Origin of the sequence: Candidatus Defluviibacterium haderslevense, assembly GCA_016712225.1 — a bacterium.
Lineage (GTDB): Bacteria > Bacteroidota > Bacteroidia > Chitinophagales > Saprospiraceae > Vicinibacter > Vicinibacter haderslevensis.
Genome location: JADJRL010000003.1, coordinates 1,159,894 through 1,173,324, shown reverse-complemented (window position 1 = coordinate 1,173,324; position 13,431 = coordinate 1,159,894). Strand labels below are relative to the sequence as shown.

The window sequence follows — 13,431 nt, the reverse complement described above, 5'->3', positions numbered from 1 at the left end:
GCTGTGATTAGAACAAATGAACCAAATTTTTCAAAAAGATGTTCCTTATGAAAAGCACAATTTTGAAAGATCTATTAACCCTTTTAATCATATTCCTTATTCAAAACTTTACTAACCCTGTTTTTGGTCAAATAAGCAAAATTAGTAAAACAATTGAAGTTTCAGGAAATTGTAAAATGTGTAAAAAACAAATTGAACGAGCGGGTAAGATCAAGGGTGTAAGTGATATCAATTGGGATATTCAATCACATCTATTGACAATAAGCTACGACAGCCTAAAAACTTCAATGGATAAAATTCAGCTTAGAATTGCTGCTGCGGGGTATGATACTCCCTTATTTAATGCAAATGATGAAACATATAGCAAGCTTCATGCGTGTTGTCAATATCCTAGAAAAAAGGAGTAATTAAAAATGTGAATTCGATCAATCCAAAATATATTTATAAAAGACACTTAATAAAAAAAGCCTTTTCACAATAATGAAAAGGCTTTTTTATATTAAACTTTATAAGCTTTTAGAAATTAAAAAGGGTAGCGCGTTTGCTACATGAAGACTTGCCATAATATCCTAAAGCAAAATTGGCTTCAATAACCAGCTGAACAAAAGCTGCATTGGTTGATTTTTCAGAAGCTTTCTTGGTTAGATCAACCTGGCTTGGTGTAGGAAATCCTTTTGCTTTTCCTGCTTCATTGATTAAATCCGTAAGACCATATCCGAGTCTAAAACCAAGCATAGTGGTAAATGTTTCGTAATTAAAAATGTATCCACCAATACCTAAAATGCCGGAATAATATTTTTTATTATAAAATTCTTTAACATCTGTTCTGGTAGGATCATTAGGATCAGCATTGGTTACTTTTCTAAGTAAAGAAATCTGCGGTCCCAACTCAATGTATACCCCATCTTTTTGAAGCCGATAAAGGACATCTATATCGATATTTGACCAAGTAATTTTATGATCAAAGCTACGGCTGTTGATAGCATAATCAAGTTTTTGGCTACTTTTCGACAATAAAACATCACAAGTAATACCATTGAAAAGACCGAAGAACAATCCAACTTTTCCACCGAAGGTATTTCCTGTAGCAAGTTGATAATCGTAATCACTTGCATCTAAAAGATTTGTATTTAAAAATCCAGTTAGCCCATATCCTGCTTTAAGTCCAACATCAGCCCAAGCATATATTTTTTGAGCCATGGATAATTGAGTCAAGCACAGAAAAGCCAAACTAAGTAATACGTTTTTCATGTTTAATTTTTTAAGTTTATAATTTGAAATTTAATTATTTAATTGCCATCTAAAATATTCCCTAACCCCCCAAGGATGCTACCCTCTTCACGTCTATTGCTACCACCATATTGCAAAACTTTTGCAGCAAGCCGGCTTATAGGTAGTGACTGAATCCATACTGTGCCCGGGCCTCGAAGTACAGCAAAAAAGAGACCTTCGCCACCAAATACCATGTTTTTTATCCCTTTGACAAATTCAATATCAAAATCAATTTGCTGGGTATAGGCAACCACACAGCCAGTATCAATCCGTAATATTTCACCTATCCCTAATTCTTTTTTGTTTACATATCCACCAGCATGCATAAATGCCATACCATCACCTTCTAATTTTTGCATGATAAAGCCTTCACCACCGAATATACCTGTTCCTAACTTTCGCTGTAATTCAATACCTATGCTTACACCCATTGCTGCGCATAAAAAGGCATCTTTTTGAGCTATTATTTTTCCCTGATATGAGGAAAGATCAAGTGGTATGATTTTTCCACTATAAGGTGCAGCAAAGCTCACTTTTGCTTTTGTTGGACCATCATTCGTGTAGGTTGTCATAAATAGACTCTCTCCGGTCAACAAACGCTTCCCGGCACTTAAAACTTTTCCAAAAAAGCCTGTATTTTGTTGACTACTTCCATCTCCAAAAATGGTGGCCATCCTAATGCCATCTTCCATCATCATAAAAGCGCCGCTCTCTGCTACTGCAGTTTCTCCCGGATCTAGTTCAATTTCTACGTATTGGAGTTCTTCCCCATATACTTTGTAATCTATTTCATGGTTCTTCATCAGATATAATCTTTTATTGGACAAATGTAATGAGCTTCGGTGAAGTTCCCAAAAGAATTTGTGACATGAAGTTCAAAAATTAATTGAAGCGTATATTAAGAATACTAAAATAATAAAGCCCTTAGTCTTTGATGATTCATTTCTATAGAAAAGAACTGGTTTAAAATACCATTAAGTAGACCTAAGAGTTACCAAAATTTAGAGTAGAAATAAGTTTTCAGAATTAGAACTCAGTTTGGGGAAGTAGGAATCAATATACGCTTATAAAATTTAATCTAAATTGATAACTATTTGGACATTCTACCAATGGCACAGCTTACATAGCTTTTTAATTGCAGAAGTAAACCATTTTCCTCGGTAGCTTCTGGATAACCCAATGAATAAAGTTTTTTAGTGAAATCTGACCTAGTCAAAATGTCATTATGACTAATCGTAACAGAGTCCTCTTCCTGATTCACAACAACACTTTCTACCCCTTCCAAGTCCATGATGTTAGAAATGATTGTTTTTTCACAGCCACCACACTTTAAATTTGCAATTAATATTTTCTCATTTTTCATATTGTCAATTTTAGAATTCTCAAAATTAGATAATATTTATTAATATATCATGATCCTTGTCATGTATAAATAAGATCTTTATTAATTATTTTGTAATAGCTTTGTTTTTAAAAAAATTGAACAAAATTATTTATGCTTAATAGCATGTTTTCTTTAATTATTGTAACTTAACATTTGACTTAATTGTTTAACTATATATGGGTTGTTTGTATTATTATTTGCGAATCAATTATTGAATTATGGAAGAGTTGTTATATAAACGCTTTGTTATCGTAAAAGACCATTTTTATGAAGATCCTCAGAAGGTTTTAATAGCTGCAAACCAAGCCGTTTATCACGAACCGGAACATGTAACAGGTTATAGAAGTTTGTCGGTGTATCACGAAAAAGGTGTCAAGCAAAGGTTAGAAAAAATTCTAGGAATAAAAATTACAAGATGGGATGTGGATCCTATTGAAGAGAATGGTGTCTTTTATCAAGGATTTTCAAAAGGGAAGAGAAAGGAAATACCAGGAGTTCACTCTGATGAACCCTATAATGACATTACTATTGTGGTTTATTTAACACCTGGATTGCCTTTTGAATATGGCACATCATTATGGATGCATAAAAAAACGGGATTAATTGATCCAGCTACACCTAAAGATGCCCGAAGGTTAAAAATGAAATTCAGTCAATTGAGAGATTTATTAGAAAAGGAAAGTAAAATGCGAGAGAAATGGATTGAAATAGATCGAATTGGAAATCGTTTCAATCGTATGGTTGCTTATCCGTCTGGAATTTTTCATTCAGCGACCAAGCATTTTGGGAGTAACATGCATAATGGAAGAATCTATCAAACCTTCCGAATTGGAGTAGATTGGAATTCATTTAAAATGAGTCCTTAGTTAATATTAAATGAGTTTACTAAGTATCGTATTGTATAGATAGGGGTCAATTGGTTTTGAATGTATCATTTGGATTATTAGATTCAATTGTTCCTGATTATAGAATTTAAAAGCGTGACACAACAACCCCACTTCTTCAAGAACATTTTTTTGTTCTTCGTTAAATGAAGGTTTATTCAGGTGCTTTAATATCAACTGATTGCAATATTCAATGGCCTTACTTCTATTTCCATAGAATTCGCTGGCAATCATTTCTGTAATTTTTTTGATTACTACAAGATATTTTAATGGTATTGGTCCATCTAAATGCAGAGCAATATTACTTTCAGTGAATCGCAATAATGTTATTGAACTACTGCGATATAGAGGATTGGCTTTAATTTTAGCCATTTCTCGATTTGCTAATAAATTCAACTTTAGATTTACAGGTCTGAACCCATATCGATGATAAAACCAAAAAGCGCCAGATTTAATTCCATCCGGATTGTCCAAACCATATTGATAAGGTTCAACTTCAAAATATTCAATTTTAAAGACTTGCTTGTAAACCCGTAACAATTGACACATTATATATCCTGACTCACCTCCTCGAAAACACTCAAAAATATTTAAACCAAACATAGCAGCTCTTCCAAATATCCAAGAACCGCCATAAGCTGCGGGAAAACCATTTTTAAATAAAGTATAACCTATATAGGATTGAAGCGGTAATTGACGATTTGCTTGCATACCATAAATTGCGATTGAAATCCCTCTTTCCAATTCAAAAAACCTCAAACTAGTTTCATCCATATAAGTTGATGGATCGGTTTCCCTAAGCGTTAATAATAGCGATTTTTTAATAGTAGAAATCAAATCTATCTTTTGTGTTTCATCCAAAAATTTTGCAGAAGGAAGTTGTAGATGAATGATTTCAAGATGATCGATTTTTTTTACTATTTGATTTTGGAAAAACAATTCACTGATATAAGCTTTATTAAATGATTTGGAGAATGTTTTATTCTTTCCCTGGATTTCAATAAATAATTTAAGAGCCTCCCAGAAATAATCTTTGATTAATGGTTTTGAATTTAAGGTACTCAATTCGTTCAACAGAAATTGGAGTTGATCTTTTTTAGGTACTTTTAATGCATCCAATAAATCATCGTTGGATAAACTAGCTGTAGTTTCATCCCGTTCCACTGAAGGCAATGTCATTTTGAGAATTGTGTTCAGATCTATGCCCAAATCATCATAAGAATCAATAAAAATTCTACAATCTGGATATTGATACATCCATTGGGTCAGGTCGTGAGAAAATCTTGTAATCATGGATGAATATGGCAATCCAGTATCTAAAAAAAGATTTTTAGTGTGAGTTTTTGTAGATTTTACTAGGTGTCCAATTCTATGAAATTCAAGATCAACTAATTTATTAATTTTGATATTCTCGGGGTGAGCTGCTAAGAATAAAAGGAGGTCATGGTATTCAATTAATTTTTTATCTTTCGGAAGGCTTATTTTGTTGATAGATTGAAGTAAAAATAATTTTAAATCCATGTGATGTCCATCATAGATATAAATGATTTTTTTAAGTTTCTTAAGTAATACAAAAAAAGTAAGTTTCATGATTACAAAAGTAAACTAAATTAATATAAACGAAGCATATTTTTATATGTTTAAAAGTGTTATAAAATTGGGTCAAAAAGATTAAATGATAATACCATAATATCTTTTACATTTTTTTTTCCTAAAAGCTTATAATGAGTCATTATTTTAGTAATTTTGCTTTTAGATTTATTTTTAATATTAACTATCGATTATTTTATAAATGATTAAAAACAACATATTTATGAAAAAAGCATTAGGTTCAATACTTTTCATCTTATTTTTTATTACTAATATCAATGCCCAAAAGACCTATGTTTGGGATTATTATAAGGTTCAGTTAACCGTTCCAAATGATTTTAGAGTCAAGAAAAATGATGACCACAATTTTGAGATGAAAGGCGTTGGAATGGATTTGACTATGAATATATTTGAAGAAAATGTAGCAATCGATGATCTCGATGATGCGACAATTGCGGGTGCAACGGCTATTGAAATGACTGAAATTGATGAAGCTACTAAAGTTACCGTAAATGGTTTAGAAGGATATTATGTAGAGGGATTTAAAGATGGTTTTAGGATCATTTTTGCAGGTCTTGGAGATCCTAAATCACATACCAATTTTTTTCTAGCCATCACTTTTGATGATAATGATAAAGAAGCTGAAAAAGCTGCAATTGATATCATGAATTCTTTGGATAAACTCTAACAATATTTATATATTTTAGAGTAAATTGAACGATCTATGGTTTGTGAAATACAAGTAATGGGATCTTGCCATCATAGGTCAGTTGTGAAGCGTTACTTGCATTGAAGAACTTTTGGATCCAATTTTTATGCGCTTTGGTGAATAAAACCAATAAGGATGATTTAGTTTTTTTACTGAAGGATTGAAGTTGATCACTCATTGAGAAATCGAGTTCATAAATTTTAAAGTAAAAAGTAATGTTTTCCTGTTCATGTTTAGCAGCCAATTGTTCAAATTTTAATTTATTGGTTTCAAATTCAGATATATTTTGGAAATGAACGACATCCAGTGAGGTTTTTAATTGGTTGTTTAGTTTTTCAACTAACTTAAGTTCAACATTTAATTGTTCTAAGTCGGAGGCATAGGTTATTTTAGTTATAGGTTTAACACGATAATTACTCGGAATAACAAAAATTGGAATTGGAGAAATTTCAATTAGATCTGATGTATTAGACCCGAAAATTTCTTTGATTAACCCAGCACCTCTTGTGCTTAGACATATAAAATCAGCTTTAGTTTTTTTTCCTAAATTAACAACCATTTTATCAAAGAATTCTCCTGTTTCTACGATACATGTATATTTTACTGGTTTTAAGCCACTTTTAGCATATAATTCAATAATGAATTTTTCAAGTAAGGGTTTATATGACTCTTTTTCGAGATTTAAGTAGGAATCATATTTTTGAGAACTCCAGGATATTGGTTTTAGAACTTCAATGGCATAATAGAATATTAATTCGCACTTCAACTGATCAGCTAATTGCATTGCAAACCTTAAACCCGCTTTTGAGTTTGTTGAAAGATCCGTAGTTGCTAGTATCTTATTCATACTCTATAAAGTTAATTGACATAAATTTATTTCCAGGACATAAAGCTTGTCCAAAAATTAAATAAAAATAATTAATGGTGAGAAAACTTGAAATCATCCCAACAGAGCAAAGTTCTTATACTTTAATTGCAAAATAACTGATATTGATCATATAAATAGGTGTTTGATATCATTATTTAACTAGCTGGAACAACCTAGGATGTAATCAATGTCCAGGATATAAATTGAATTTTAGTTATTCAACAAAACAGTTAGAATATTAATGATAGAAGTTAATTTAATTAAACTAATTCTATTAATAATTTAACAATAGGTATGGTTTAAAAATAATCATCAATTCATTTTTCTATTTTTCCATTTAATGACTTCATACCATATAACTGATGCAAATCCAGTCCCAATGCTAAAGATTAATTGAATGAAATTCAAGGCTTCAAATTCAAACAATTGAGCTAGTGGTTTTATATAAATTAACATTCCCAAAAGGCCAACGGTTATCAAGATTATATAAAGGACCAAGTTATTTTTATATCGCAAGGTTGTTAGAATGGAATAATAAAAGGATCGATTAATTAAAGTCAGTAAAATGTTGGCCGATATAAGTGTAGTGAATACCATACTTCTGGTCATTGTTTCATTGAATCCATGATAAATGGCATATTGATAAATGAATAAAGTCCCAATGGTAATCATCAATCCTTGTAAAATACTTGTGTAAAGTTCATTCCAATTAAAAAATGTATTGGAATAAGGTCGGGGTTTTTGCAATAAGGTATTTTTTTCCATAGGTTCATTTTCGTATATTATAGAACAAGTTGGGCCCATAATTAATTCTAAAAATATGACGTGAATTGGAGAAAATATATTGGGATATACCCAGCCAAGAATAAGCGGAATAAAGACAGTTAATATAATGGGGATATGAATGGAAATTATATATTGTATAGCTTTCTTCAAATTAGAATAAATTTTACGACCCATACCTATAGCATCTACCATTTTTGATAAATCATCTTCTAGTAAAATTAACGAAGCAGCTTGTTTGGCAATCTCACTTCCTTTTTTTCCCATGGCAATGCCAATATGTGCAGCTTTAAGGGCCGGGCCATCATTTACCCCATCGCCTGTCATGGCGACTATTTCATTATTAGATTTGAGTGCATTGATGATTCTTAATTTAGCTTCCGGAAACATCCTTGTAAACAAATTTGTATCTGTAACTCTTTTTTGTAGATCGATGTCTGATAACTTCATTAATTCATCACCTGTTAAGTTTTTATCAAATCCTTTGAAACCTATTTGTTTGGCTATTGAAGTTGTTGTAATAGGATTGTCGCCAGTAACTATTTTGACAGATATTCCGGCATCATAGAATTGTTGTAATACGTAGTTAATATTTTTTTTAGGTGGATCGTAGAATGCCACAAGTCCTTTAAAAGTTACATTAAATTCTTGTTGCGTTTTCGGAAATTGGTTACCATCAAAATTACTTTCACCAATAGCTAAAATTCGATAGCCTTCTGAAGCGAAATCCAACATTATTTTTTCAATGAGTTGTATATCTTGGGCTGATAATTTGGAGATATTTATTAATGCTTCAGGTGCACCTTTAATAGCAATAATACGATGACCTGCATGATTTTCAAATAGATGAGTCATCATTGGAGGTTTACCACTCAGTGGATATTCATGTATAATTTTATAATTTTTTCTTTCATCGGGTATGATGTATTGATCGTAAGCATTATGAATCGCTACTTCCATTGGATCAAAAGGAATAGGTTCACTGGCCCACATAGCTAATTTGATCAGTGCGCTTGCTTCTTTAGACATAATGTCTTCTATATTAAAAACACCGTTTGTTTCAAAGGCAAATAACTTTACTAAACTCATTCTGTTTTCTGTAATTGTTCCGGTTTTATCCGTACAAATTACAGTTGCACTTCCAAGTGTTTCAACGGTTTTCATTTGCTTAACGATAATACCCATTTTCATTAATCGCCATGCTCCCAATGCCATAAATGTGGTAAAGGCAACAGGTATTTCTTCAGGCAAAATACTCATGGCCAGTGTTAAAGCTTTGATTAAACTGCTTAAAATTAAACGGGTATGAAAATAATTAATCCCCCAAACTAAAACAAAGACTAGTGCACCAGCATAAACCATTTTTTTAACAAACTGACTAATTTGTATTTCTAAAGGTGTCGCTTGTTCATCAATATCTTCAAGGCATTTTCCGATTTTTCCTAATTTAGTTTCATTGCCGATTGCAGTAATTGTTGCAATAGCTAAACCACTGGAAACAGTAGTTCCTAAGAAAATTTGATTATCGATTGATTTTTGATCTTTAAATACAGCGTAAGATTCACCAGTTAATATGGATTCATTAACGGAGAAGTCATTGGATTGAATGATGGTCCCGTCTGCAGAAATAGATGATCCTTCTTCAGCTATTAATACATCACCTAAAACAATATCTTCAGTATTGATATCTATTTTGTTACCGTTTCTAATAACAGTACATTTATTTTGTGTAAATTGTTTTAATTTCTCTAAAGCATTTCTACTTCTTGAATCTTGGTACAATGATATCGTGGCAACAAGGACAATGGCTGTGGCCATAAAAATTCCGTCTGATATTTTACCACTGATAAAGTATATCGAAGCTGCCACCAATAATAAAAGAATCATGGGCTCACGTATGAGATTTTTAATGGCCTCTAATACAGTATTCGTTTTTTTATAATTTAATCTATTTTGTCCAAATTTTTTTCTTGATTCAATGACTTCTAAATCTGACAATCCCTGTACATCGAAATGATTTGTAATCATTTTTTGAATGATTTTAACTTATGAGAATAAATTGGATTTGTCATATCATGTTATTTGTAGTAAAATAAAGGAAAATAAATGTGTTAATCTAAAAAATCTAAGGCATTATTTGTGAAAGCTTAAATTGTTTTTAGTTAAATGATGATGATGTTCAACATGATATATGGTGAAATACAACATTTCTCTCAGTGTAATTTTTCCAAGTAAAGGATGAGGAAGAATTGTTTGATCTAGTTCCTGTTCTGAATATTTTTGGATACTTTTAATTAATTGATCAAGCACAAATTGAATTTTATTTTGGAGTTTTAAATTTTCGTTAGTAGTTTTTGTATTGGGAACAAATGGGCCAGAAGCTCTTCCACCTTCAGCTAATTTGGAATGATATTTTTTTACTAAATCCTCATATGATTTCGATGGTCTATTTGCTACACCAAATAACCCCTTTAAGATAAATTTTGGTAATATTAATATTCGAGCTAATGGTTTGGTGCTTCTGTAAATGTGGTCCAATTGTTGTCCTCCAGTCCATTTATCCATATATGAAAACATATACTCATCTGAAGATAGGGAATGGATATAAGCACTAAAAAGTGAATAATTTTCTTTTAATTTTTCAATTATTTTTATTTTATTCATAAATTAAATAATTAATTTTACATCATTATGATAAATTGGAGATTCGCCCTTTTAAAATGTTATTCAAAATATTAGGAATATATACAAAGATAATCTTTTTCATCCAAAAGATCAATATGAATTCATAGTTTCTCTTGGTTAAACAAATTGATTAGTTAGCTTATAATTTTATAATTTGACCCATACGTGCTACATTAAATCCATTTTTAAGGATTGTGTTAGATTGTTGGCTATTCGTCATTAAGATAGGGTTGGTATGATTTAAATGTATAAAGTAGATTTTGCTTTTTTCAACAGGAGATAAATGTTTAAATAGTTCCATGCTTTCTACAATAAAAGGATGCGGAATCTCAGACATACTTCTGTTTTTTAATTCGTTGCCATCATAAAAAGTGCCATCTATGAATGCATAGTCTACCAGAGTAATCAGATGAATAATATCGAGATTCCATTTCGACCATTTATCAATATCAGGAATAAAAAGAATTTTTTTAGATGGTCCAGCAATCAAGTAGGCGACTGTCTCTGAATATTCATCCCTATGAGGAACCAAAATAGGTTTGATAGAAATATTGGGAGTTAATCGAACTTCTTCTTGATTCGTCAATGGATGAATATTTATATTTTGATAATTCACCAGTTGACTCCAAGGTCCATTTTGTTCAAGAAATGTTTTCATTCGAGGCATCGCATACACATTAAGTTTATCTGCATTCATGGCTTCTTTTCCAAAATACATCAATCCTGTATAGTGTCCAATATGTGCATGTGTTAAAAATACGCCATCTGGAATTTCTAATGAGGATGAGTTATAATGATTAGAAAGTCTTTTCATTTGAACCGCAATATCCGGTGTTGCCTCGATCAAGTATTTCTTATGATGTTCAGAATCAATAAGGCCAAGTGAAACTACTTTTCTATTTGGATCAGGATTTGAAAATAGTTTGCGACAACAATCTTTCTTACAAGCTATGTGAGGAGATCCAGCATCTTGGACGGTACCAAGAATCATTAGATACGCTTTTTCCATTTCTAAACCTTGACCCATTCTCAATTTTTTCATATTCATATTATTATGACATGATACAAATGAGAATAATAGAATTATAGAAAAATAACCTTTCATGAATTGGGCTTTAAATAATATTTTTTTTGTAAATGAATATAAATCAATATAAATCAATATAAAAAATTAGCTTTTCATTTTTTAAAAACTCATTTCTGGATTACATTTTGATTTCTTCTGTTAATCCAAAGCAGTCCCATGGACAGTAGTTTTATACATTTCTATTTGTTTATGCATTACTTTAAACCAAAGCGGTGGTAAAAAAGCCAATAACATCATACCTGGATATCCTGTTGGCAATTGTGGACTCTCATCGAAATGTCGAAGTGTTTGGTATTTCCGTTGTGTGGAATAATGATGGTCGGAATGCCTCGTCACTTCTAGAAGTAAAATTCTGCCCAAAGAATGATTCGAGTTCCATGAATGTATAGGTAGTGTTTGCTCATAATAAGTAGCATTTATTTTTTTTCTTTTCAAGCCATAGTGTTCAATATAATTGATGGATTCTAAAAGCAAGAAGCCAATAGTAGCTCCTCCAAGATAAAATAGGAGTACCTGTATTCCAAAAATAAAACCTATGCTGAAGATCATGACAAGTTGGACGATCTGAAATTGTAACATTTCATTATAATAACTTATAAATGGTTTATTTAATTTTTGGAGTCGAATGTATTCTAATTTCCAAGCAGATATCCAACTGTCTCTGATGGATCGAATGAAAAATCCATATAAGGTTTCACCGTATCGACCAGTAGCGGGATCTTCTTCAGTAGATACATATTTATGATGACCCCGATTATGCTCTATGAAAAAATGCATATATTGACTTGTAGATAATAGCATTTTACTCATGAATTGTTCGTACCATGTATTTCTGTGACCCAATTCATGAGCTGCGTTGATGCCTAATGCACCACAAGAAATACCAAATGAAATCATCATGCCTATTTTTTCATAAAATTGTGGAAACGGATCAGCAATACGAAATAAAAAATAGATGAAGATACCAAACTGAATGGGAACTAAACTGTAAAGAATATAATCATAAAATTTATCTTTAACAGCTACTTCTTCATCTAATGCATTCATGTTTTTCGAAGTACCTTTAAAAAATAATTCGATTGTTGGAATCATTATAAAAACATAAACTAAAGTTAGATATGACCACAGACCACCCAAATAGATGGAAGTGATTATTATAATTGGTGTTATATAAACTAAAAGATATTTAAAGTTTTTCTTTATCATATTAGATCGTTAAATCATTTTAAAAGTGGATTTGGAATCTAGACTATTCATAATTTAGATTACAAGTTTTGTTTTTAGTCATATTTTATTAAAATTATTTTGTATCATTTAATTTAGTTTTTTGTCTGCCATAAATGATATGATAGATGAGTGCTACAAAAAGGCTGCCGCCAATTAAATTGCCTAAAATTACCGGACATAGATTTGCAAAAAAACCTGACCACGAAATCAGTTCAGTGCCAGGAAATGATTCAAAGTATTTTAAAAATAATCCCATTGGAATGATGTACATATTGGCAATACTGTGCTCAAATCCTGCAGCAACAAAAGCACTTACGGGAAACAAAATTACAATAATCTTATCCATTACACTTCGACCGGCCTGTGCCATCCAAACAGCTAAACAAACAAGTACATTGCACATTAAGCCACTGAAAAAAGCTTGTTGAAATGAAATATTACACTTAGTAGATGCAAATTTAATATATTGCTCGGCGATGCTACCATCATTCAATTGTGGATGGCGCGATAAATAAACAATAAGTGCTAGTCCAAAAGCTCCAATAAAGTTTGAAATACATACCACCACCCAGTTTTTAAGAACTTCATTAAAGGATATTTTTCCATCAGTCCATGCCATAACCAATAGAATATTTCCAGTAAACAATTCCGCTCCAGCTACAACAACTAATACTAATCCTAAAGAAAATACAAGACCGCCAAGCAATCTGCTAATCCCAAAACTCAAGAGATGATCTGATGTAATAACTACTGAATACATTGCTCCCAAGCCGATAAAAGCACCAGCGAGTATACCAAGCATGATCATAGAAATTATGGGTAATCTAGCTTTGACCACGCCTAAGTTTTCTACTCTTTCTGCAATCTCAGCTGGAGAAAAGGCATCAAAACCAAAAATTTCCTTCATAGGCTTTAAATTAATTCAATAAGTCATCTTTCTAA

The 13,431-nt window shown here is 31.3% G+C and carries 13 protein-coding genes; 3 read left to right on the top strand and 10 right to left on the bottom strand.

The features are described from left to right. Positions 1 to 98 precede the first annotated feature (98 nt). On the top strand, positions 99 to 407 hold the full coding sequence (locus IPK88_04780; GenBank protein MBK8242720.1) for a heavy-metal-associated domain-containing protein: 309 nt from the start codon (positions 99 to 101) through the stop codon (positions 405 to 407). A gap of 109 nt (positions 408 to 516) precedes the next feature. Here IPK88_04780 and IPK88_04775 read toward each other — a convergent pair whose 3' ends face one another. The 3 genes from IPK88_04775 to IPK88_04765 all read right to left on the bottom strand — a co-directional run bounded on the left by IPK88_04775 (position 517) and on the right by IPK88_04765 (position 2,635). Continuing rightward, complete coding sequence (locus IPK88_04775; protein MBK8242719.1) at positions 517 to 1,251, bottom strand: PorT family protein; 735 nt, start codon at positions 1,249 to 1,251, stop codon at positions 517 to 519. A gap of 38 nt (positions 1,252 to 1,289) precedes the next feature. Continuing rightward, the gene (locus tag IPK88_04770; GenBank protein MBK8242718.1) at positions 1,290 to 2,075 is read right to left on the bottom strand and encodes a TIGR00266 family protein; all 786 of its coding nucleotides are present in this window, start codon (positions 2,073 to 2,075) and stop codon (positions 1,290 to 1,292) included. A gap of 287 nt (positions 2,076 to 2,362) precedes the next feature. Beyond that, positions 2,363 to 2,635 carry a heavy-metal-associated domain-containing protein gene (locus IPK88_04765; GenBank protein MBK8242717.1) on the bottom strand — a complete coding sequence of 91 codons (273 nt, stop codon included), beginning with the start codon at positions 2,633 to 2,635 and terminating at the stop codon, positions 2,363 to 2,365. Positions 2,636 to 2,874: 239 nt separating this feature from the next. Between IPK88_04765 and IPK88_04760 the strand changes: the two genes are divergently transcribed. Further along, positions 2,875 to 3,522 (top strand): hypothetical protein, encoded by a 648-nt coding sequence (locus IPK88_04760; protein ID MBK8242716.1) that lies wholly within the window; start codon positions 2,875 to 2,877, stop codon positions 3,520 to 3,522. A gap of 6 nt (positions 3,523 to 3,528) precedes the next feature. On the opposite strand, the gene IPK88_04755 is transcribed toward IPK88_04760, so the two are convergent. Then, on the bottom strand, positions 3,529 to 5,130 hold the full coding sequence (locus IPK88_04755; protein MBK8242715.1) for a hypothetical protein: 1,602 nt from the start codon (positions 5,128 to 5,130) through the stop codon (positions 3,529 to 3,531). A gap of 223 nt (positions 5,131 to 5,353) precedes the next feature. Here IPK88_04755 and IPK88_04750 point away from each other — a divergent pair, with 223 nt between their 5' ends. Continuing rightward, entirely contained in the window at positions 5,354 to 5,818 is a 465-nt protein-coding gene (locus IPK88_04750) for a hypothetical protein (protein ID MBK8242714.1), read from the top strand. 34 nt (positions 5,819 to 5,852) lie between these two features. Here the strand turns inward: IPK88_04750 and IPK88_04745 are convergent, their stop codons facing one another. The 6 genes from IPK88_04745 to IPK88_04720 all read right to left on the bottom strand — a co-directional run bounded on the left by IPK88_04745 (position 5,853) and on the right by IPK88_04720 (position 13,396). After that, the gene (locus IPK88_04745; GenBank protein MBK8242713.1) at positions 5,853 to 6,686 is read right to left on the bottom strand and encodes a universal stress protein; all 834 of its coding nucleotides are present in this window, start codon (positions 6,684 to 6,686) and stop codon (positions 5,853 to 5,855) included. A gap of 333 nt (positions 6,687 to 7,019) precedes the next feature. Then, a complete protein-coding gene (locus tag IPK88_04740) occupies positions 7,020 to 9,518 on the bottom strand; it encodes a cation-translocating P-type ATPase (GenBank protein ID MBK8242712.1) in 2,499 nt (832 codons plus the stop codon). A 105-nt stretch (positions 9,519 to 9,623) separates the two neighbouring features. Then, entirely contained in the window at positions 9,624 to 10,154 is a 531-nt protein-coding gene (locus IPK88_04735) for a DinB family protein (GenBank protein MBK8242711.1), read from the bottom strand. A gap of 160 nt (positions 10,155 to 10,314) precedes the next feature. Further along, positions 10,315 to 11,280: an MBL fold metallo-hydrolase gene (locus tag IPK88_04730; GenBank protein ID MBK8242710.1), complete on the bottom strand. Its 966-nt coding sequence runs from the start codon at positions 11,278 to 11,280 to the stop codon at positions 10,315 to 10,317. A gap of 120 nt (positions 11,281 to 11,400) precedes the next feature. Further along, a complete protein-coding gene (locus IPK88_04725) occupies positions 11,401 to 12,468 on the bottom strand; it encodes an alkane 1-monooxygenase (protein MBK8242709.1) in 1,068 nt (355 codons plus the stop codon). A 94-nt stretch (positions 12,469 to 12,562) separates the two neighbouring features. Further along, a complete protein-coding gene (locus IPK88_04720) occupies positions 12,563 to 13,396 on the bottom strand; it encodes a formate/nitrite transporter family protein (protein MBK8242708.1) in 834 nt (277 codons plus the stop codon). Between the last annotated feature and the right edge of the window lie 35 nt (positions 13,397 to 13,431).

Bases quoted from the DNA above. Each gene is read 5' to 3' on its own strand.
- IPK88_04775 (MBK8242719.1), bottom strand. From the start codon at position 1,251: ATGAAAAACGTATTACTTAGTTTGGCTTTTCTGTGCTTGACTCAATTA.
- IPK88_04770 (MBK8242718.1), bottom strand. From the start codon at position 2,075: ATGAAGAACCATGAAATAGATTACAAAGTATATGGGGAAGAACTCCAA.
- IPK88_04765 (MBK8242717.1), bottom strand. From the start codon at position 2,635: ATGAAAAATGAGAAAATATTAATTGCAAATTTAAAGTGTGGTGGCTGT.
- IPK88_04760 (MBK8242716.1), top strand. From the start codon at position 2,875: ATGGAAGAGTTGTTATATAAACGCTTTGTTATCGTAAAAGACCATTTT.
- IPK88_04755 (MBK8242715.1), bottom strand. From the start codon at position 5,130: ATGAAACTTACTTTTTTTGTATTACTTAAGAAACTTAAAAAAATCATT.
- IPK88_04750 (MBK8242714.1), top strand. From the start codon at position 5,354: ATGAAAAAAGCATTAGGTTCAATACTTTTCATCTTATTTTTTATTACT.
- IPK88_04745 (MBK8242713.1), bottom strand. From the start codon at position 6,686: ATGAATAAGATACTAGCAACTACGGATCTTTCAACAAACTCAAAAGCG.
- IPK88_04740 (MBK8242712.1), bottom strand. From the start codon at position 9,518: ATGATTACAAATCATTTCGATGTACAGGGATTGTCAGATTTAGAAGTC.
- IPK88_04735 (MBK8242711.1), bottom strand. From the start codon at position 10,154: ATGAATAAAATAAAAATAATTGAAAAATTAAAAGAAAATTATTCACTT.
- IPK88_04730 (MBK8242710.1), bottom strand. From the start codon at position 11,280: ATGAAAGGTTATTTTTCTATAATTCTATTATTCTCATTTGTATCATGT.
- IPK88_04725 (MBK8242709.1), bottom strand. From the start codon at position 12,468: ATGATAAAGAAAAACTTTAAATATCTTTTAGTTTATATAACACCAATT.
- IPK88_04720 (MBK8242708.1), bottom strand. From the start codon at position 13,396: ATGAAGGAAATTTTTGGTTTTGATGCCTTTTCTCCAGCTGAGATTGCA.